14 protein-coding genes are annotated in these 20,399 nt (G+C 61.0%); 9 read left to right on the top strand and 5 right to left on the bottom strand.

The window, feature by feature from the left end; genetic code table 11:
- The first annotated feature begins 17 nt into the window (after positions 1–17).
- Positions 18–1,715, top strand: a complete 1,698-nt coding sequence (locus C8K63_RS24850; RefSeq protein ID WP_108219084.1) for an AMP-binding protein — start codon at positions 18–20, stop codon at positions 1,713–1,715.
- A 691-nt stretch (positions 1,716–2,406) separates the two neighbouring features.
- Here C8K63_RS24850 and C8K63_RS24840 read toward each other — a convergent pair.
- The 3 genes from C8K63_RS24840 to C8K63_RS24830 form a co-directional block, all read right to left on the bottom strand.
- Entirely contained in the window at positions 2,407–3,306 is a 900-nt protein-coding gene (locus tag C8K63_RS24840; protein WP_108219082.1) for a hydroxymethylglutaryl-CoA lyase, read from the bottom strand.
- A gap of 167 nt (positions 3,307–3,473) precedes the next feature.
- Positions 3,474–3,875, bottom strand: a complete 402-nt coding sequence (locus tag C8K63_RS24835) for a MerR family DNA-binding transcriptional regulator (RefSeq protein WP_103395451.1) — start codon at positions 3,873–3,875, stop codon at positions 3,474–3,476.
- Positions 3,876–4,025: 150 nt separating this feature from the next.
- On the bottom strand, positions 4,026–4,961 hold the full coding sequence (locus C8K63_RS24830; protein ID WP_108219081.1) for a LysR family transcriptional regulator: 936 nt from the start codon (positions 4,959–4,961) through the stop codon (positions 4,026–4,028).
- A 165-nt stretch (positions 4,962–5,126) separates the two neighbouring features.
- Here C8K63_RS24830 and C8K63_RS24825 point away from each other — a divergent pair, with 165 nt between their 5' ends.
- A complete protein-coding gene (locus tag C8K63_RS24825; RefSeq protein ID WP_108219080.1) occupies positions 5,127–6,356 on the top strand; it encodes an acyl-CoA dehydrogenase in 1,230 nt (409 codons plus the stop codon).
- A 137-nt stretch (positions 6,357–6,493) separates the two neighbouring features.
- On the opposite strand, the gene C8K63_RS24820 is transcribed toward C8K63_RS24825, so the two are convergent.
- Together C8K63_RS24820 and xthA are read right to left on the bottom strand one after the other, a co-directional pair.
- Entirely contained in the window at positions 6,494–7,834 is a 1,341-nt protein-coding gene (locus C8K63_RS24820; RefSeq protein WP_108219079.1) for a phosphate ABC transporter substrate-binding/OmpA family protein, read from the bottom strand.
- A 141-nt stretch (positions 7,835–7,975) separates the two neighbouring features.
- Positions 7,976–8,788 carry an exodeoxyribonuclease III gene (xthA, locus tag C8K63_RS24815; protein ID WP_108219078.1) on the bottom strand — a complete coding sequence of 271 codons (813 nt, stop codon included), beginning with the start codon at positions 8,786–8,788 and terminating at the stop codon, positions 7,976–7,978.
- A 297-nt stretch (positions 8,789–9,085) separates the two neighbouring features.
- On the opposite strand from xthA, the gene C8K63_RS24810 reads away from it, so the two are divergent.
- From C8K63_RS24810 to C8K63_RS24780, 7 genes are all read left to right on the top strand, one after another.
- Positions 9,086–9,736 (top strand): N-acetyltransferase, encoded by a 651-nt coding sequence (locus tag C8K63_RS24810; RefSeq protein WP_103395455.1) that lies wholly within the window; start codon positions 9,086–9,088, stop codon positions 9,734–9,736.
- Positions 9,737–9,801: 65 nt separating this feature from the next.
- Positions 9,802–11,529, top strand: coding sequence for an autotransporter assembly complex family protein (locus C8K63_RS24805; protein ID WP_108219077.1), 1,728 nt, complete (start codon positions 9,802–9,804; stop codon positions 11,527–11,529).
- Positions 11,526–15,197, top strand: coding sequence for a translocation/assembly module TamB domain-containing protein (locus C8K63_RS24800; RefSeq protein WP_108219076.1), 3,672 nt, complete (start codon positions 11,526–11,528; stop codon positions 15,195–15,197). The genes C8K63_RS24805 and C8K63_RS24800 overlap by 4 nt, the downstream gene beginning before the upstream one ends.
- A 212-nt stretch (positions 15,198–15,409) precedes the next feature.
- Positions 15,410–15,883: a MarR family winged helix-turn-helix transcriptional regulator gene (locus C8K63_RS24795; protein ID WP_108219075.1), complete on the top strand. Its 474-nt coding sequence runs from the start codon at positions 15,410–15,412 to the stop codon at positions 15,881–15,883.
- A complete protein-coding gene (locus tag C8K63_RS24790) occupies positions 15,880–17,349 on the top strand; it encodes an efflux transporter outer membrane subunit (RefSeq protein ID WP_108219074.1) in 1,470 nt (489 codons plus the stop codon). Before C8K63_RS24795 ends, C8K63_RS24790 begins: the two co-directional genes overlap by 4 nt.
- A 15-nt stretch (positions 17,350–17,364) precedes the next feature.
- Positions 17,365–18,567 carry an efflux RND transporter periplasmic adaptor subunit gene (locus C8K63_RS24785; protein WP_108219073.1) on the top strand — a complete coding sequence of 401 codons (1,203 nt, stop codon included), beginning with the start codon at positions 17,365–17,367 and terminating at the stop codon, positions 18,565–18,567.
- Between the two features lie 188 nt (positions 18,568–18,755).
- Complete coding sequence (locus C8K63_RS24780; protein WP_108219072.1) at positions 18,756–20,288, top strand: DHA2 family efflux MFS transporter permease subunit; 1,533 nt, start codon at positions 18,756–18,758, stop codon at positions 20,286–20,288.
- Positions 20,289–20,399: the final 111 nt, after the last annotated feature.

Here is a 20,399-nt window from a genome sequence, read left to right as displayed (position 1 = left end):
AGACAATAGGGGTCGTCATGGATCAACCCAGTGCAAGCCCGCAACGCAGTTATACCCGCGGTTCCCAGGACAAAGCCTTGCTGGCGATGACCATTGGCCAGGCGTTCGACAACACGGTTGCGCAGTACCCGGACGGGGAGGCGCTGGTGGTACGCCATCAACAGCTGCGTTACACCTGGCGGCAATTGGCCGAGGCCGCGGACCTGCACGCCAGAGCACTGCTGGCGTTGGGTCTGCAGACGGGTGACCGTCTCGGCATCTGGGCGCCCAATTGCGCGCAATGGTGCATCAGCCAGATTGCCACCGCAAAAATCGGCGTGATCCTGGTCAACATCAACCCCGCCTATCGCAGTTCCGAACTCGAATACGTGTTGAAGCAATCCGGTTGCCAATGGCTGGTGTGTGCCGGGGCCTTCAAGTCCTCGAACTATCACGCGATGCTGCAAGGCCTGGTGCCGGAGCTGGCCGAGCAATCCATCGGCAAGTTGCACAGCGAGCGGTTGCCGGAGTTGCGTGGCGTCATCAGCCTGGATGCGCAGCCGCCGAGCGGTTTCCTGCCGTGGTCGCAATTGGCCGGTCTGGCGGGCAGCGTGACGATCGAGCAGTTGCATGAGCGCCAGGACAACCTGCATTTCGATCAGCCGGTGAATATCCAGTACACCTCCGGTACGACCGGTTTCCCCAAGGGCGCGACCCTCAGTCACTACAACATTCTCAACAACGGTTACATGGTCGGCGAAAGCCTGGGCCTGACGGCGGCCGATCGGCTGGTGATCCCGGTGCCGCTGTATCACTGCTTCGGCATGGTCATGGGCAACCTCGGCTGCATCACCCATGGCAGCACGATGATTTACCCGAACGACGCGTTCGATCCGTTGCTGACCCTCAGCACAGTGGCCGACGAAAAAGCCACGGCGTTGTACGGTGTGCCGACCATGTTCATCGCCATGCTCGATCAGCCCCAACGTGCCGAATTCGACCTGTCGAGCCTGCGCACCGGGATCATGGCGGGCGCGACCTGTCCTATCGAGGTGATGCGTCGGGTCATCAGCGAAATGCACATGAGCGAAGTACAGATTGCCTACGGCATGACGGAAACCAGTCCGGTGTCGTTGCAGACCGGCCCTGCAGACGACCTGGAGCTGCGCGTGACCACCGTCGGCCGCACCCAGCCGCAGCTCGAAAGCAAGATCATCGATGAAGCGGGCAACCTGGTGCCACGGGGCACCATCGGTGAGCTGTGCACCCGTGGTTACAGCGTGATGCTGGGTTACTGGAACAACCCCGAAGGCACGGCGCAAGCTATCGACCAGGCCGGCTGGATGCACACCGGCGACCTGGCGTGCATGAATGACGAGGGTTACGTGTGCATTGCCGGGCGCAACAAGGACATGATCATTCGCGGCGGTGAGAACATTTACCCGCGGGAGCTGGAGGAGTTTTTCTTCACTCACCCGGCCATTGCGGACGTTCAGGTGATAGGCATTCCTTGCTCGCGCTACGGCGAAGAGATCGTCGCCTGGATCAAGTTCCACCCCGGCCACAGCGCCACCGAGCAAGAACTGCAAGCCTGGTGCAAGGAGCGCATCGCGCACTTCAAGACGCCGCGTTACTTCAAGTTCGTCGAGGAGTTTCCGATGACCGTGACCGGCAAGATCCAGAAATTCCGGATGCGCGAGATCAGCGTCGAGGAGTTGCGTAGCAAGCAGGTCTGACGAAGGCCGACTGTAGGAGCGAGCTTGCTCGCGAAGAACGTCAACGATAACGCGTGCAGTCTGGAAATACGCGGTGCCCTTGTGTTCTTCGCGAGCAAGCTCGCTCCTACAAAGGGCTGCGGAGATCTCAAACGCCAGACAGCACAAAGGGGAGCCGAAGCTCCCCTTTAATTTCGTTGCACGTGCTCTTTTTTTATTATTGAGGGTCGGTCTGTTGTTGTTTTTGGCAACCGTTGCCCTTTACCGCTGTTTTTAGCGATCCCCATCCGGGATCAAGAGCAAACGTATTTTTTTGAGCGCTGATCTACTTTCTCGCTGAGCGATCCAACCGAATCGGGAGCTACCTGAAGGTAGTTTTATTTTTCTCTGCCCGGTTGCGGGTAACTCCGAAAAGCACCCTGAAAAGCACATCTTCTCCAAAAAAATCTGTTAGCTGCGTCTCTGCCGTGTTGTTTTTGTTATGTCAGAGTCGTTACGTCTTGTTTTTATTAGGTTTGCCGCAATTTTTTTATTCTTGTTGTGCGATAGATATAGCAGGAGCCATGCCAACTTTTTAAAAGTCTTTAAAATCAATGGTTTGTAGATTTGTAAGGTTTTGCGCTCCAGGCAAAGCCCTACATTTTGTTTCCGTGTTACTCGCTTGCGCCCACGTTTGAGTCCGTGCGGTAACACCCGGACACGCGCAGCGCACTCACTGTGCGCTGCGGGCCTTGGCCACGCGGGAACCGGTAGGGCGACCCAGTACGGTACAAATCTGTTGGCCAGCAACGATCAAGGCGTCGAGGTCGATTCCGGTGTCGATGCCCAGGCCGTTGAGCAGGTAAACCACGTCTTCGGTCGCGACGTTACCGCTGGCGCCCTTGGCATAAGGGCAGCCGCCCAGGCCGGCGATGGAGCTGTCGAACACCGAGATGCCTTCCAGCAGGCTGGCATAGATGTTGGCCACGGCCTGACCGTAGGTGTCGTGGAAGTGCCCGGCGAGTTTTTCCCGGGGCACATCCTTTGCTACCGTTTCAAACATCTTGCGGGTTGCGCCAGCGGTGCCGGTGCCGATGGTGTCCCCCAGCGAGACCTCATAGCAGCCCATGGCATACAGTTCACGTGCGACTACGGCGACTTGTTCCGGGGCGACGTTACCTTCATAGGGGCAGCCCAGCACACAGGACACATACCCGCGCACGGTAATTCCGTGTTGTCTGGCGGCGTCCATGATCGGCGCGAAACGCTCCAGGCTTTCGCTGATCGAGCAATTGATGTTGCGTTGGGAAAACGCCTCTGAAGCCGCCGCGAACACGGCCACTTCCTTGACCCCGGCGGCGAGGGCATCTTCAAAACCGCGCAGGTTGGGAGCGAGCGCGCCGTAGACCACGCCCGGTTTGCGCTGGATCTGCGCGAAGACCTCAGCCGAGCCGGCCATCTGCGGCACCCACTTGGGCGACACGAAACTGCCGACTTCTATATAGCTGAGCCCTGCTGCGGTCAGTGCATCGACCAGTTGTACCTTGTCGGTAACACTGATGGGCCGGGCTTCGTTTTGCAGGCCGTCGCGTGGGCCGACTTCGACAATGCGTACGTGGGTGGGGAGGGACATGGGGTTCGACCTGTGCTGGTTGTCTGAATGTGCAAAAAACCTGTAGGAGCGAGCTTGCTCCGGGCGGCGATCCGACGATGGACTCCCAGGCACCGCGTTTATCCAGCAGACACGCGTTATCGTTAACGACCATCGCGAGCAAGCTCGCTCCTACAAGGGGGCGGGTTTTATTGAATGACTTCCTGGCTTTTGAGCGTCTGCTCCAGCGCCTGCACGCAGCGCTCCTCGGCAGTGTCCAGTTCCAGCTTCATCTGTTCGATGTCCAGCAACTGCTGTTCAAGCTGCTCACGGCGCTCGCTGATTTTCGCCAGCATGCTGTGCAACTGCTTGGTGTTACCGCTGGACGGGTCGTAGAGCTCGATCAGTTCGCGGCATTCAGCCAGCGAGAAACCGATGCGCTTGCCCCGCAGGATCAGCTTCAGGCTGACCTTGTCGCGGGGTGAGTAAATGCGTTCCTGGCCACGGCGCTCAGGGCTGAGCAGGCCTTGCTCTTCATAAAAGCGAATGGCCCGGGTGGTGATGTCGAGCTCGCGGGCGAGGTCGGAAATGCTGTAGGTCTGGCTGCTCATGGAAGCGCTCGCAAAAGGTCATGGCGCTAAGCTAATGGCAGGTTGACGTTTACGTCAAGGGGCGAAAAAGGATCGCAGCCTGCGTCAGCTCCTGCAGGAAAATGCATATCCATGTAGGAGCTGCCGCAGGCTGCGATCTTTTGAACGGCTTTACGCCGTTTTAGTGTCGAGCTTTTTCTCCTGCGCCGTCACCTGCTGGCACAACTCGATCATCTGCTCGCGCATCCAGCGGTTCGCCGGGTCCTGGTCAGTGCTTTCGTGCCAGTAAAGATGGGTTTCCACTGGCGGCACATCGTTGACCGGCAGATAAAAGGCGTGCAGGTCGTTACGTCGGGCGAAGCGTTCCGGCACGGTCATGACCATGTCCGTCTGTTGTAGCACTTGCGAGGCCATCAGGTAATGCTGGGAGCGCAGGGCGATCTTGCGCTGGATGCCCATCTTGCCCAGCGCCAGGTCGACATAGCCGAGGCCGCTGCGGCGGCTGGAAATATGGATGTGGGTCAGGCCCAGGTAATCATCCAGGGTGAATTTCTCTTTGCCCGCCAGCGGGTGCCCCTTGCGCATGGCGCACACGTAGCGGTCTTCCATCAACTTGACGTGACGTACCTGCGGGTCGGTGTTGAGCGGCGCATCGACCGCGAAGTCGAGGCGACCGGCCGCAAGTTCCTTGGTGGTTTCGCGGCGTTTGGACAGGAAGCTTTCGATGATCACCGTCGGCGCCAGGCGGCGCAGGCGCTGGAACAGCGGCGGCAGGATCACCGCTTCGGTGAGGTCGGTCATGCTGATGCGGTAGGTCTTGACCGCTTGCTGCGGGTTGAAAATGCGGCTTTCCTGCACCGATACGCGCAACAGCGAGAGGGCGTTGCGCACCGGGCCGATGATGTTCTGCGCCATCGGCGTGGGCACCATACCCTGGGCGGTGCGCACGAACAGCGGGTCATTGAAGGTCTCGCGCAGACGCGCCAGTGCGTTCGACACCGCCGGCTGGGTGATGCCGACGATTTGCCCGGCGCGGGTCAGGTTGGCTTCGGTGTAGATCGCGTCGAAGACGATGAAAAGGTTGAGATCGACCTTGCTCAGATTCATTACGCGGCTCTCTTATTGTGTGGGCGGACTGACCGTGACGATCAGCCGATCATATATCGGTGATGAATGTTTATACACGCCGAGAATAGGCTAGGTAAATTATCAACGCTGTTCTAGCATCGATCGCATGACCTAAACAACCTCCCCCAAGAAGGTATCTCGCTCATGGATTTCGCTTATTCGCCCAAGGTTCAGGAACTGCGTGAGCGCGTAACAGCGTTCATGGACACCTACGTTTATCCCGCCGAAGCCGTGTTCGAGCGCCAGGTTGCTGAAGGCGATCGCTGGCAGCCGACCGCGATCATGGAAGAACTCAAACTCAAGGCCAAGGCCGAGGGCCTATGGAATTTGTTTCTGCCTGAGTCCGAACTGGGTGCCGGGCTGACCAACCTCGAATACGCGCCGCTGGCGGAAATCATGGGCCGCTCGTTGCTGGGGCCAGAGCCGTTCAACTGCTCGGCACCGGACACTGGCAACATGGAAGTGCTGGTGCGTTACGCCAACGAAGAGCAGAAACAACGCTGGCTCGAACCATTGCTGCGCGGCGAGATCCGCTCGGCCTTCGCCATGACTGAACCGGATGTCGCGTCCTCCGACGCCACCAACATGGCTGCCCGTGCGGTGCGCGATGGCGACGAGTGGGTGATCAACGGTAAGAAATGGTGGACCTCGGGTGCTTGCGACCCCCGCTGCAAAATCCTGATTTTCATGGGGCTGAGCGATCCTGACGCGCCACGCCACGCGCAGCACTCGATGATTCTGGTGCCGGTGGATGCTCCCGGCGTGAAGATCGTGCGCCCGCTACCGGTGTTCGGTTACGACGACGCTCCCCACGGTCACGCCGAAGTGCTGTTCGAAAACGTCCGGGTGCCGTACGAAAACGTCCTGTTGGGGGAAGGCCGCGGCTTCGAAATTGCTCAAGGTCGCCTTGGCCCGGGCCGGATTCACCACTGCATGCGTTCGATCGGCATGGCCGAGCGCGCACTGGAACTGATGTGCAAGCGCTCGGTGAGCCGCACCGCATTCGGCAAACCCCTGGCGCGGCTGGGCGGTAACGTCGACAAGATCGCCAACTCGCGGATGGAAATAGACATGGCACGCCTGCTGACGTTGAAAGCGGCGTACATGATGGACACCGTCGGCAACAAAGTGGCGAAAAGCGAGATCGCGCAGATCAAGGTCGTCGCGCCGAACGTGGCGCTGCGGGTGATCGACCGGGCGATCCAGATTCATGGCGGGGCAGGGGTTTCCAACGATTTCCCGCTGGCCTACATGTACGCCATGCAGCGTACCCTGCGCCTGGCCGACGGCCCGGACGAAGTGCACCGAGCGGCGATCGGCAAGTTCGAAATCGGCAAGTATGTGCCGAAGGAGATGATGCGTAGCGGGCAGTAAGACCGCGTTATCGTTCATCGCGAGCAGGCTCGCTCCCACAGGTTCACTGCGATCCCTGTAGGAGTGAGCCTGCTCGCGATGGCGTCAGTAAATTCACCCTCTCAACCTCAACCTCAACCTCAACCTCAACCTCAACCTCAATATACCCAAACCTCAACCCGCCGATTCTTGATCCTTCCCTCATCGGCGCTATTGGCCGCCACTGGCATTTCGGCACCGAATCCGCGTATCTCGCGAAACACCACGCCGCTCTTCACCAATTCCCGCCGTACTGCCATGGCCCGCAGCTTCGACAACAGATCGGCGCGCGCCGGGTCGCTCTTGGCATCGCCAAACCCCACCAGCGTCACTTGCCCGGACATTTTGTCTTGCTGCTTTATATAGTCGAGCACTCGCGTCAGGTCTTGCCGCGCCTTGTTGTCCAGGCTGGCACTGCCTTCCTCGAAACGGAAATTCACCGACAGCCGTTGGGCATGCCGACTCAGCGCCTGATACCCCTCGGGCATCAACGCATTGGGGGTGACGGCCATGGCCTGGACGGTCTGGGCAACAAACCCGTTGGCGGCGACAATCGCCTGCCCTTTGCTGCTTTGGGCGTAGACCACCAGCGCTTGGGCCCAGGGATTTTTCCCGTTGGGTGGCAGATAGAAGAACAACCGGCGGGACAGCGGATAATCTTCCGTGGCAATCAGGCTGTTGAGCGGCAGCATGGCTTGGGATTGCCCGTCGACAATGGCCACGGCTTTGGCCTGGCGCACGTAGGGCAAACCGATAAAACCGATGCCTTGCGGGTCGGCGCTGACCGCATCGGACAGTTGCTCGCTGGATTCGAAGCGCTTCGCCGCGCCGCTCAGGTTTTTCCCGCGGCCACTGAGGACCAGTTCCTTGAAGGTGTCGAAGGTCCCGGACTGATCATCCCGCGCATACAGGTGAATCGGTCCGCCGCGACCGCCGATGTCTTCCCAGGTTTTCACCTCGCCACTGAAGATGCGCGCCAGTTGCACGGTGTCGAGTTGGTTCAGCGGGTTGTCCGGATGGAGGATGATCGCCAGGCCATCGATGGCGATGACCTGTTCGGCGCTCGGGCTTTTCAGGTCACCGAGGGATTCGAGGCTGGCCAGTTCGCTGTCCTTGATCGGGCGCGATGAGGCGGCCAGGTCGGCGCTGGCTGCGTTGAGCGCAGTGAAACCGGTGCTGGAACCATGGGCCGCCACCTCCACCACGACCCGCCGGCCCTGAACGGTTTCGCCGACGATGCGCAGTTCATTGGCGGTGTCCGGGGGTTCGCGGTGGATCTTGCGCAGGCCTTGTTCATTCATCAGGCCCTCGACCAGCGCCGGTCCCAATGCCGCACCGATGGTGTTGGAACCCTGAATGCGCAGCACCGGGACGTGCTCGGGTGTCGGCAAATCGCCAGCCGGAGCCGCCTGCGGCAAGCCCATGCACAGCATCAACAGGAACAGCACGCGCAGCATCATGCCGGCACCCTACATAGCCAAAGGAGGTGTCGGGAGATTAAGTCAGTAAGGTTTCCGAAAAATGACAGCTAAAAGATCGCAGCCTGCGGCAGCTCCTACAGGTATAGGTAGGAGCTGCCGCAGGCTGCGATCTTGGGCTTTTTAGCTCAATTCAAGCCAGATCGGCGCATGGTCCGAAGGTTTTTCCATGCCACGCAGTTCGTAGTCCACCCCTGCGGCTTTCACCCGTGGCAGCAAGCCCTGGGAGGCGAGGATCAGGTCGATGCGCAGGCCACGCTTGGGTTCGTCTTCGAAGCCACGGCTGCGGTAGTCGAACCAGCTGAAGGTGTCGGTCACGTCCGGGTTCAGGTGCCGGAAACTGTCGACCAGGCCCCAGCTCTTCAAGCGGGCCATCCACTCGCGCTCTTCCGGCAGGAAGCTGCATTTGCCGGTTTTCAGCCAGCGCTTCATGTTGTCCGGGCCGATGCCGATATCGCAGTCTTCCGGGGAGATGTTCACATCGCCCATCACCACCAGTGGCTGGTGGTTCTCGAACTGGCTTTCCAGCAGTTGCTGCAAATCGCTGTAGAAGCGTTCCTTGGCCGGGAATTTGGTCGGGTGGTCGCGGTTTTCGCCCTGTGGGAAATAACCGTTCATGATGGTCACCGGCACACCATTGGCGTCGGCGAAGGTGCCCCAGATGAAGCGTCGTTGGGCGTCTTCTTCGTCGGTGGCGAAACCTTTATGCAGGGCCAGCGGCTCCTGGCGCGAGAGCAGGGCGACGCCGTAGTGCCCCTTTTGTCCGTGGAAATACACGTGGTAGCCCAGTGCTCTGACTTCATCGAGGGGAAACTGGTCGTCGTGGACCTTGGTTTCCTGCAAGCCGATCACATCGGGCTGGTGTTTTTCGATCAGCGCCGCCAGCTGATGGGGACGGGCGCGCAGCCCGTTGATGTTGAAGGAGACGATCTTCATGGCCGGCAGTCCTGGCAAAAGGGCGATGCTAGCTGACATGTGGGAATCGGGCCAGTGTGGGGTGAGGGGATTTACTGTGTTCTGCCAGCTTTGTGTCGGCAGCAATGGCCTCATCGCGAGCAGGCTCGCTCCCACAGGGAACGGATGTGGTCTGTACCTTTGTGGGAGCGAGCCTGCTCGCGAAGGCGATTTCATTGCCTACACTGATTTCGGATCTGTAAGGAACTGTGTCAGCGTCGATCAGTTCGTAACAACAAGAGTGCAGCCACCCGAGCTGTGCCGGGGAGATCAACTGTCATGCCCGAAACCTCGACCGCCATTGCCGATATTCACATGCTTGACAGCGGCTACGCCCGCGAAGCGCGTTCGCTGCTGTACCAGGCTTATCGACACGAGCCGACTTTCGGCTATTTGTTCGAAGCCGAACGCCCCGGTTACGAACAGCGGGTTCGCGCCACCGTGCGCGAACTGGTGACCCAGCATTTTCTCCAGGACCTGCCGGCCATCGGCCTGCTGGTCAACGACCGCCTGATCGGCATCGCCCTGATCGCGCCGCCGCAACGTCGTCTTGGTGTCACCGAAAGTTGGGCCTGGCGCCTGCGCATGGTGCTCAGCACTGGATTTCGCTGCACCCGTCGCTACCTCGAATATCACGCTGCCGTGGAGGCCTGTGTGCCGAACGACTCGGTGCACGTCCTGCCGTTGCTGGGGGTGCATCCGCAATTCCAGGGCAAACATTTCGGCGAGCAGTTGTTGCAGGCCGTGCACAACTGGTGCGCGGTGGATGAAAACTCACAGGGCGTGATTCTCGACACCGGGAATCCTCGCTATCTGGAGTTCTATAAGCGTCAAGGCTACGAGGAAATTGGTGAGGTCGCCGTAGGACCGATCCGCGAACACGTGTTTTTTCACCCCAATCCCCAGGTGTTACATACTGCAACGGCTTGAGCGGCGAACTTTCCGGGTCTGTCAGGCTCTATCACGCTCTCAAGCTCGTGATAGCATCCGCGCCTATGAAGTTTCCAGGAAGAATTACCAGCGGTGTGCTGATGCTGATGACCAGCTGCACGGCGCTGGCTCAAAGTGAATTGGATGTACGGATCAAACCGTCCAATGATGAGCTGAAGGCCAATATAGAGGGCTATATCGGCAGCCTCGGCGATCGCGACGAGCAGGCATTGCTGCGCTTCAGCCGCGGCGCCGAAGAACAGGCGCACAAGGCCGCCCAGGCCTTGGGCTACTACCAGCCGCACATCGACAGCGAGGTGAAGGGTGGCGACACGCCGCGCCTGGTGCTGACGGTCGACCCCGGCGAGCCGGTGCACTTGCGTAACGTCACGGTGCGTGTCGACGGTCCGGCAGCCTCCCTCAAGTCCTTTCGAGTCCCCAAAAGCGACGCACTCAAGCCCGGCGCAGTGCTCAATCATGGTCATTACGAGGATGCCAAGCGCCTGATCCAGAATCAGGCTTCGCGTTATGGCTTTTTCAGCGGCCGCTTCACCCGTTCAAAACTGTCGGTCGACCCGCGTGCCGGCGTCGCCGATATCGAACTGATCTATGAAAGTGGCCCGCGCTATACCTTGGGCAAGGTCAATTTCGAGGGTGATACGCCGTTCGATGACGAGCTGTTGCAACGCATGGTGCCATTCAAGGCCGGCGAGCCGTATGACTCGGAATTGATCGCCGAACTCAATCAGAACTTGCAATCGAGCGGCTACTTCGAAGGCGTGCGCGTGGACGCGGCACCCAAGGCGTCCAGGGACGATGCGATCCCGGTGGACGTCAAGCTCGAAACCCGCAAGCCGCGAACCATGGGCCTGGGCCTGGGTTTCTCCACCGACGTCGGCCCACGTGCCAAGGCCAACTGGACCCGACACTGGGTCAACGCCCAAGGGCACAGTTATGGCTGGGAAACCGAAGTCTCGGCACCGCGGCAAAACGTCGGGCTGTTCTACGACATTCCACTGGACCCGCCACTGACCGACAAACTGCGTTTTGCCGGCGGTTATCAGAATGAGGACATCGCGGGTACCGACACCCACAGTAAGCTGCTGACCCTCGGCCCCGAGTGGCACAGCAAATTGCCCAGCGGCTGGCAACGGGTGGTGTCGCTGAAGTGGCAGCGCGAGGATTACCAACTTGGCGATGACTCCGGGCTCAGTAACCTGCTGATGCCCGGTGTGAATTATTCGTACCTGAAAAGCGACAACCGCATCGACCCGCATAACGGCTATCGGCTGCAATTCGAATCCAGAGTGGCCAAGGAAGGTTTGGGTTCCGACAGCAACCTGCTCTACGGCACGGCGCTGGTCAAAGGCTTGACCACGGTGTTCGATAATCACCGCTTCCTCGGGCGGGTGCAGGTCGGCGGCAGTGCCACCAACGGCTTCAAATCGGTGCCGCCATCGCTGCGCTTCTTCGCCGGTGGCGATCAGAGCGTGCGCGGTTACGACTATCAGAGCCTGTCCCCGGAAAACTCCGACGGCGACCGCATCGGTGGTCGCTACATGGTGGCCGCCAGCGCGGAATATCAGTATTCCATCGCCGAAAAATGGCGGATCGCGACCTTTGTCGATCAGGGCAACGCCTTCAATACACTCGAACTGCCGAACCTCAAGACCGGGGTCGGTATCGGCGTGCGCTGGGTATCGCCGGTGGGGCCGATCCGCCTCGACCTGGCCCACGCGCTGGACGACGATGGCGGCATTCGACTGCACTTTTCCATGGGGCCTGAGCTGTGAAGCGTGGTTTGAAAGTAACGCTGCTGGCGATAGTGGCGCTGTTGATGCTGGTTGTCCTGACGCTGGCCACGGTGCTGGGGACGGCGACGGGCAGCCGCTGGGCGTTGGGCTTCGTGCCGGGTTTGACCCTGGACAACTTCCAGGGCCGGCTGGGCGGGCAGTGGAGTGCCGACCGAGTGTTGTGGCAACAGGCCAATAATCGGGTTGAGCTGAACAAGGTGATTTTTGCCTGGTCGCCGTTGTGCCTGTCCCGCAGGGCCTTGTGCATCGAGCAATTGCAGGCCGATCAGGTCAGCCTGACGTTCCCGCCGGGTGCCGAAGAGCCAGACAGCGGCCCGATCACGCTCCCGGAGCTCAAGTTACCGTTGACCCTGGAACTGGGGGAGATCAAGGTCGGCAGCCTGTTGTTCAACGGCAGCGAAGCGCTCAAGAGCTTGCAACTGGCGGCGCACTGGACGGCGGCCGGTTTGAGGATCGATTCGGTGGCGTTGCAGCGCGATGACCTGAGCCTGAACCTGTCCGGCCTGCTGCAACCCTCCGGTAACTGGCCCCTCAGTGCCGAAGGCAAGCTGACCCTGTTGTCGACGCCTGAGCCCTTGGCGCTGGCGCTGAAAGTCGACGGTGACCTGCTCAAGACTCTGAACCTGAAAGCCGACAGCAGCGGTTACCTCAACGGGCAACTGACCGGCGAACTGCAACCGCTGGTGGAAAACCTGCCGGCCAAGGTGCGGATCACCGCCGATGGCTTCAAGCCCGGTGCCGATCTGCCGGACACCCTGCAACTCAATCAGCTTGAGCTCACGGGGGCTGGCGACTTGAAGAACGGCTACGCGCTGCTCGGCAAAGCCACGCTGCCCGCCGAGCAAGGGCCAGTCGCCCTGGCGCTGCAAGGCAAGGTCGACGCCAGGGGCGCGCAGATCGCCGCGCTGGACCTGACCGCCAACGACAAGCAAAGCCTCAAGCTCACAGGGCAGCTGGATTGGAGCGAGGGCTTGAGCGCTGAAGCGAAGATCGACTGGCTGGACTTTCCGTGGCACAGGCTTTATCCGCTCATCGACGAACCGCAAGTAGCGCTTCGCACGTTCACCGGCGAAATCTCCTACACAGACGGCAAGTACCTTGGTCACTTCGCCGCGGCGGCGGATGGTCCGGCCGGCGCCTTCACCCTGGCCAGCCCTTTCGCCGGCGACCTGACGAAAATCTACCTGCAACAGATTCAACTTCAGGCCGGGCAGGGCAAGGCTGAAGGGCACCTGAACCTGCAATTCGCCGACGGCATTGCCTGGGACACCGCGCTGGACCTGTCGGCGATCAACCCCGCGTACTGGGTCGCGGAGCTGCCGGGTACGCTGGCCGGGCCGTTGCGCAGCCAGGGCGAGATGAAGAACGAAGTGCTCAGCCTCAATGCCGACCTGGACCTCAAGGGCAAACTGCGCGGTCAACCGGCGGTGATCCAGGCCAAGGCCGATGGCCGTGGCGAGCAATGGAACCTCAATGCCCTGCAAGTTCGTCTCGGCGACAACAGCATCAGTGGCAAGGGCAGCCTGCAACAGAAACTCGCCGGCCAGATCGATCTCAAGCTGCCGCGCCTGGCCCAGCTCTGGCCAGAGCTGCGCGGCCAGCTCAATGGCCGCGTGGATGTCGCCGGCACGCTCAACGCGCCCCAAGGCAAGCTTGACCTGCAAGGCTCGCAACTGGCTTTCCAGGACCATCGCCTGCAAAGCCTGAACCTGGACGCCACGCTGGACAGTGCGCAACGGGCGAAAATCGACCTCAAGGGCAGTGGCATCCGGGCCGGTGACACATCGCTGGGAACGCTGACCGCCAGCGGTCAGGGTGACATCAAAAACCAGAAGCTGAGCCTCGATCTGCAAGGGCCGAAGCTGAAACTGGCGCTGGGTCTGGACGGTGCACTGGACAAGGGCAATTGGCGCGGACGCCTGGCCAGCGGTGATATCCAGGCCGGTGGCCAGGACTGGAAGCTGCAAGGGCCGGCGAAACTCGAACGCCTGGCGGACGGCAAAATCAATTTTGGCGCCCATTGCTGGGCATCCGGCCAGGCCAGCCTGTGTGGAGAAGACTCGCGCCTGATGCCCGAGCCGAAACTGCGTTATCACCTCAAGCAGTTCCCGATCGACAGCCTTGCGCAATGGTTGCCGAAGGATTTCGCCTGGCAGGGCCGCCTCAACGCCGACCTGCAACTGGACCTGCCGGCCAGTGGCCCGAACGGCCAGATCAGCGTCGATGCCGGCGGGGGCACGTTGCGCATCAAGGATAAGGACCAGTGGCTGGACTTCCCGTACCAGACTCTGAAACTCACCAGCAAACTCACGCCCAAACGCATCGACACCGAGCTCAATTTCGTCGGTGGCAAGCTCGGTGAGCTGATGGTGCAGGCGCAACTCAATCCGTTGCCGAAGAACAAACCGTTGAGCGGCTCGTTCCGCTTGAGCGGGCTGGATCTGTCGGTGGCGCGGCCGTTTGTGCCAATGGTCGAAAAGCTGGCCGGGCACCTCAATGGCAGTGGCACGATTTCCGGTGGGCTGTTGGCGCCACAGATCAATGGCAGCCTGCAACTCAGCGACGGCGTGATTGCCGGACCTGAACTGCCGATGGAGCTGCAAAACCTGCACGTTCAAGCGCTGATCGCCGGCGAAAACGTATCGATCAATGGTGGCTGGAACAGCGGCAAGGTTGGGCAAGGCAGCCTGAACGGCAACATCGCCTGGGGGCAAGCGCTGATGGTGGACCTGGCGCTCAGGGGCTCGCAGTTGCCGGTCACCGTCGAGCCTTACGCCAAGCTTGAGGTCGCACCGGATCTGAAAATCTCGATGAAGGATGGCGAGTTGGCCATCGCCGGTAAAGTGCTGGTGCCCAAGGGCGAAATCACCATTCGCGATTTGCCGCCGTCGACGGTCAAGGTCTCCGATGACACGGTGATCGTCGGTCAGCAAACCGATGAGGGCAAGCCGCCGCTGGCGATGAAGATGGACATCGAGGTGCTGGTCGGCGAGGACAAGTTGAGCTTCGCCGGGTTTGGCTTGACCGCGAATGTGCAGGGGCATGTGCACATCGGTGACAACATGGACACCCGTGGCGAGCTGTGGCTGAACGATGGCCGATACCGCGCCTACGGCCAGCGGCTTTCGGTGCGCCGGGCACGCTTGCTGTTTGCCGGGCCCATCGATCAGCCGTACCTGGACATCGAGGCCATTCGCAAGACCGACGACATCATCGCCGGCATTCGCCTGAGTGGCAGCGCCGAGCAGCCGACCACACAGATCTTCTCCGAACCGGCCATGAGCCAGGAGCAGGCCCTGTCCTATCTGGTGCTCGGGCGTCCGCTGAGCAGCAATGGCGAAGACAACAACATGCTCGCCCAGGCGGCCCTCGGTCTGGGCTTGATGGGCAGTTCCGGAGTGACCAGTGGCCTGGCCAAGAACCTGGGCATCCAGGACTTCCAGCTCGACACCCAGGGCAGCGGTACTGCCACCAGTGTGGTGGCCAGCGGCAATATTTCCGAGAAGCTCAGCCTGCGCTATGGCGTCGGTGTGTTCGAACCGGCCAACACCATTGCCTTGCGCTATAAGCTGAGCAAGAAGGTCTACCTCGAAGCCGCGGGTGGCGTGGCCAGTTCGCTGGACATCTTCTACAAGCGGGATTTCTAGACCCGCTTAAAGCAAAAGATCGCAGCCTTCGGCAGCTCCTACAGGGTTTTATGTACACCCGTAGGAGCTGCCGAAGGCTGCGATCTTTTTGCATTATCCGACGCCATTGATCAACTACTTACCAAGCCTGCTAACTATTTCGTTGACATTCGCTGCCTAGGCAGTAACATCTCGACATACATTCACTGCCTAGGCAGCTAACGGGTGGTCAGATGAAGCATTTCTCTCCAGACGATTTCCACAATTGCCATCTCGGCCTGCTGCTCGGACGTGCCGCGCTGCTCAAGGACCGGATCATCGACACTCACATGGAACCCCACGGCATCACCGCCGCGCAGTTCAAGGTGTTGATCATCATGGCCCAGTTCGGCGTCGATTCGCCGGGCGAGTTGTGCCGCCACCTGTCCCTGGACAGCGGCTCGATGACGCGCATGCTCGATCGTCTGGAACAGAAGGGTTTCCTCGCTCGCCAACGCTGCGAGGCGGATCGCCGTCAGGTGCAGCTTGTACTCACGGAAGAAGGGCAGAAGCTCGCCGGGCTGTTGCCGCACATCGGCGCCGAAGCCATGAATGAACTGACCGGTGCAATCACTCCAGAAGAATTGAAAACCCTGGAGCTGATCCTGAAGAAAATTCTGGTGGCAGCCGGTGACGCGATCACCCTGCTGCGGGTAGGTGACAAATGAGCAGTAACCCCTTGCGTACCGGCCTGAGCCTGGTGTTGTTGGCCATGACCCTGGCCGGTTGCGCCAGTTACAGCGGCCTGAAAACCGAAGGCGTCAACCTCGATGCGAAGAGCCTCGAGGCCGGGCAATCCCTTGGCGGCGTGACCCTGTCGCCAGCCGCCTGGCCGAAAAGCGACTGGTGGAAAAGCCTCGGCGACCCGCAACTCGACGGCCTGATCCGCGAGGCCCTGCGTGACAGCCCGGACATGCAGATCGCCGACGCCCGTGCCCATCAGGCCAGCGCTGCGGCCTACGCCGCCGACGCCGAGCGAATGCCGACCCTGGATGCCAGCGCCGGTGTCAGTCGCTCGCGGCTGGCCCGGGACCAGGACCCGCGCGGGCAGGGTGACGCGTACGCCACCGTGCGTAACATCAGCACCAGTTTCAATTACAACTTCGACCTGTGGGGCGGTCAGCGCGATGCCTGGGAAGCGGCCCTCGGCCAGGCCCGCGCTGCCGAAGTCGACCAGCAGGCTGCGCAACTGACCCTGGCCGCCGATGTTGCCCGGGCCTACAGTGATCTGGGGCAGGCGCACATCGTCTATGACCTGTCCAGCGAAGACCTCAAGCGCACCCGACAAATGCTCGAGCTGAGCCAGCGGCGCCTGACTGCCGGGATCGACAGCCAATACCAGTTCCAGCAGACCGAAAGCCTGCAAGCTACTTCCCAGGCCAACCTGATCGACGCCGAAAAGCGCCTGAACAGCACGAAAATCGCGCTTGCGGTGCTGCTCGGCAAAGGACCGGACCGTGGCAATGAAATTGCCCGTCCGAACATTCTTCAGCCGAGAGCGGTAGCGCTACCTTCAGTGCTGCCGGCCGAGTTGCTCGGGCGTCGTCCGGACCTGGTGGCCGCGCGCTGGCGGGTCGAGGCGGCGAGCAAAAACATCGATGCCGGCAAGACCCGATTCTATCCCAACCTGAACCTCAGCGCCGCTGCCGGTGCCGAATCCCTGTTGGGCGATGCGATGTTTGGTTCGGCCAGCCGCTTCTTCAACATTGCACCAACGATCTCTGTGCCGATTTTCGACGGTGGCCGCCTGCGTGCCGACCTCGATTCGCGTGACGCCGATTACGACCTCGCTGTGGGGCAGTACAACAAAAGCCTGGTGAAGGCACTGGGGGATGTCAGTGACAGCATCAACCAGTTGCGCGATATCGGTCGGCAGATCGCTGCCCAGCAACACGCCACCGATATTGCCCAGGATTCCTACAACACCGTGGTCCAGCGTTACGGTTCCGGCATCGGCAACTACCTGGACGTGCTCAGCATCGAGCAGCAATTGCTCCAGGCCCAGCGTCAGCTGGCCAACCTGAATGCCGAGCAGATTGACCTGTCGATCCAGTTGATGCAGGCGCTGGGCGGCGGTTTCCAGCCTGAGGCGATCGCCTCGGCCACCACCACGCCAGCCACCCTGACCCACTAATTCAAGGTACTTGTCATGGCCACTGCCGATACAACTCAACCTCCTGAAAACACCCAGGGCAACCCCAACTCGGGCAAGCGCAAATTCATGTTGCTGGTACTGGCTGCCGCCGTCGCGCTCAGCGGCGCGGGCGTCTGGGCCTACCACGAGTTTTACGGGCGCTGGAGCGAAAGCACCGACGACGCCTATGTGAACGGCAACGTGGTGGAAGTCACGCCGCTGGTCACCGGCACCGTGGTCAGCATCGGCGCCGATGACGGCGATCTGGTCCACGAAGGCCAGGTGCTGGTGAACTTCGACCCGAACGATGCCGAAATCGGTCTGCAAAACGCCCAGGCCAATCTGGCCCGCACCGTGCGTCAGGTGCGCGGCTTGTACAGCGATGTGGACGGCATGAAAGCCCAGGTCAACGCCCAGAAAGCCGAAGTGCAAAAGGCCCAGGACAACTTCAACCGACGCAAGAACCTCGCCGCTGGCGGGGCGATTTCCCAGGAAGAGCTGTCCCACGCCCGCGACGACCTGACCTCGGCGCAAAACGCCCTGGCCAACGCCGAACAAAAGCTCAAGACCACCAGCGCGCTGGTCGATGACACCGTGGTTTCGTCGCACCCGGACGTGATGGCCGCCGCCGCACAACTGCGTCAGGCCTACCTGAACAATGCCCGCAGCACCTTGATCGCACCGGTGACCGGTTACGTGGCCAAACGTACCGTTCAGCTTGGTCAGCGCGTGCAACCGGGTACCGCGCTGATGGCGGTGATTCCGCTGGATCAGCTGTGGATCGACGCCAACTTCAAGGAAACCCAGCTGCGTGACATGCGTATCGGCCAGCCGGTGGAGATCGAAACCGACCTCTACGGCAGCGACGTGAAGTACAGCGGCACCATCGACAGCCTCGGCGCCGGGACCGGCAGCGCATTTGCCTTGCTGCCGGCGCAGAACGCCACCGGCAACTGGATCAAGATCGTGCAGCGCGTGCCGGTGCGGATCCATGTCAACGCCGAAGAACTGGCCAGGCACCCGTTGCGGGTGGGCCTGTCGACCATGGTCGATGTGAACCTGCGCGATCAGAGCGGGCCGGTGCTGGCGCAACAACCGCCGCAGAAGGCTTCGTTCAGCACCAACGTCTACGACCGCCAGTTGGCCGAGGTCGACGCGATGATCACCCAGTTGATCCACGACAACAGCGCCGCGGTCAGCAAGACCGCGCAACGCTGATATGCCAATCCGTCATCACACTGACCTCTGTGGGAGCGAGCTTGCTCGCGATAGCGTCGGTTCAGTCGACATTGATGTTGAATGCGAGTCCGCTATCGCGAGCAGGCTCGCTCCCACAGGGTCGGCGGCGCCAGTAATCGGCGCAGCGCCAGCCCCGCTCCAAAGAAATCAGCTCCAAAGGATTCGCGATGAGCAATAACGCGTCTTTCACACCGCCCAGCCTGTTGCTCAGCACCATCGGCCTGTCGCTGGCGACCTTCATGCAAGTGCTCGACACCACCATCGCCAACGTGGCGTTGCCGACGATCTCCGGTAACCTGGGCGTGAGTTCGGAGCAAGGCACCTGGGTCATCACCTCGTTTGCCGTGAGCAACGCCATTGCCTTGCCGCTGACCGGTTGGCTCAGTCGCCGTTTTGGCGAGGTGAAGCTGTTTGTCTGGGCGACACTGCTGTTCGTGCTGGCCTCGTTTTTGTGCGGGATCTCCACCTCAATGCCCGAGCTGGTGGGTTTCCGGGTGCTGCAAGGGGTAGTGGCGGGGCCGCTGTACCCGATGACCCAGACCCTGCTGATTGCAGTTTACCCCCCGGCGAAACGGGGGATGGCGCTGGCGTTGTTGGCGATGGTCACGGTGGTCGCGCCGATTGCCGGGCCGATCCTCGGCGGCTGGATCACCGACAGTTACAGCTGGCCGTGGATTTTCTTCATCAACGTGCCGATCGGCCTGTTCGCGGCATGGGTGGTGACCCAACAGATGAAAAAACGCCCGGTGGTCACCAGCCGCCAACCGATGGATTACGTGGGTTTGATCGCACTGATCATCGGCGTCGGCGCGTTGCAGATCGTGCTCGACAAGGGCAACGATGCCGACTGGTTCGAATCCAGCTTCATCGTGATCGGTTCGGTGATTTCGGTGGTGGCCCTGGCGTTCTTCGTGATCTGGGAAATGACCGACGAACACCCAGTGGTCAACCTGCGCCTGTTTGCCCATCGCAACTTCCGCTACGGCACCATCGTGTTGATTCTGGGGTACGCCGGGTTCTTCGGGATCAACCTGATCCTGCCGCAGTGGCTGCAGACACGCTTGGGCTACACCGCGACCTGGGCCGGTTTTGCCGTGGCACCGCTGGGGATCCTGCCGGTGCTGCTGTCGCCGTTTGTCGGCAAGTACGCGCCGCGATTCGACATGCGCGTGCTGGCGGGCGGGGCGTTCCTGGCCATCGGCCTGAGCTGTTTCATGCGCGCCGGGTTCACCAATGAAGTGGACTTCCAGCACATCGCCATGGTGCAGCTATTCATGGGGATTGGCGTGGCGCTGTTCTTCATGCCGACTTTGACCATCCTGCTGTCGGACCTGCCACCGAGTCAGATCGCCGACGGTTCGGGGCTGGCGACGTTCTTGCGGACCCTGGGCGGTAGTTTCGCGGCGTCGCTGACCACCTGGATCTGGATTCGCCGCGCCGACCAGCACCACGCCTACCTGACCGAAAGCATCACCCCGTTCGATCCGGCGACCCGCGAAGCATTGACCCATCTGGGCGGGGCAGGGGCCAAGGCCTACACGCAGCTGGAGCAGACGGTGATCAGCCAGGCGTACATCATGTCCACGGTGGATTACTTCACCTTGCTGGGCTGGATGTTCATGGGGCTGATCCTGATCGTGTGGCTGGCCAAGCCGCCGTTTACGGCGAAGGCCGGGCCTGCTGCCTCGGCCGGACACTAAACACCGCACACCCCCTGTAGGAGCGAGCCTGCTCGCGATAGCGGTGGATCAATCAACAATGATGTTGAATTTGAGTCCGCAATCGCGAGCAGGCTCACTCCCACAGGGCTT

The organism is Pseudomonas sp. GV085 (assembly GCF_003050925.1).
In the GTDB taxonomy this organism is placed as follows: Bacteria; Pseudomonadota; Gammaproteobacteria; order Pseudomonadales; family Pseudomonadaceae; genus Aquipseudomonas.
The sequence above is the reverse complement of the archived record's forward strand: the minus strand, read 5'-3'. Positions and strand labels throughout refer to the sequence as shown.

Bases quoted from the DNA above. Each gene is read 5' to 3' on its own strand.
- C8K63_RS24850 (WP_108219084.1), top strand. From the start codon at position 18: ATGGATCAACCCAGTGCAAGCCCGCAACGCAGTTATACCCGCGGTTCC.
- C8K63_RS24840 (WP_108219082.1), bottom strand. From the start codon at position 3,306: ATGTCCCTCCCCACCCACGTACGCATTGTCGAAGTCGGCCCACGCGAC.
- C8K63_RS24835 (WP_103395451.1), bottom strand. From the start codon at position 3,875: ATGAGCAGCCAGACCTACAGCATTTCCGACCTCGCCCGCGAGCTCGAC.
- C8K63_RS24830 (WP_108219081.1), bottom strand. From the start codon at position 4,961: ATGAATCTGAGCAAGGTCGATCTCAACCTTTTCATCGTCTTCGACGCG.
- C8K63_RS24825 (WP_108219080.1), top strand. From the start codon at position 5,127: ATGGATTTCGCTTATTCGCCCAAGGTTCAGGAACTGCGTGAGCGCGTA.
- C8K63_RS24820 (WP_108219079.1), bottom strand. From the start codon at position 7,834: ATGATGCTGCGCGTGCTGTTCCTGTTGATGCTGTGCATGGGCTTGCCG.
- xthA (WP_108219078.1), bottom strand. From the start codon at position 8,788: ATGAAGATCGTCTCCTTCAACATCAACGGGCTGCGCGCCCGTCCCCAT.
- C8K63_RS24810 (WP_103395455.1), top strand. From the start codon at position 9,086: ATGCCCGAAACCTCGACCGCCATTGCCGATATTCACATGCTTGACAGC.
- C8K63_RS24805 (WP_108219077.1), top strand. From the start codon at position 9,802: ATGAAGTTTCCAGGAAGAATTACCAGCGGTGTGCTGATGCTGATGACC.
- C8K63_RS24795 (WP_108219075.1), top strand. From the start codon at position 15,410: ATGAAGCATTTCTCTCCAGACGATTTCCACAATTGCCATCTCGGCCTG.
- C8K63_RS24790 (WP_108219074.1), top strand. From the start codon at position 15,880: ATGAGCAGTAACCCCTTGCGTACCGGCCTGAGCCTGGTGTTGTTGGCC.
- C8K63_RS24785 (WP_108219073.1), top strand. From the start codon at position 17,365: ATGGCCACTGCCGATACAACTCAACCTCCTGAAAACACCCAGGGCAAC.
- C8K63_RS24780 (WP_108219072.1), top strand. From the start codon at position 18,756: ATGAGCAATAACGCGTCTTTCACACCGCCCAGCCTGTTGCTCAGCACC.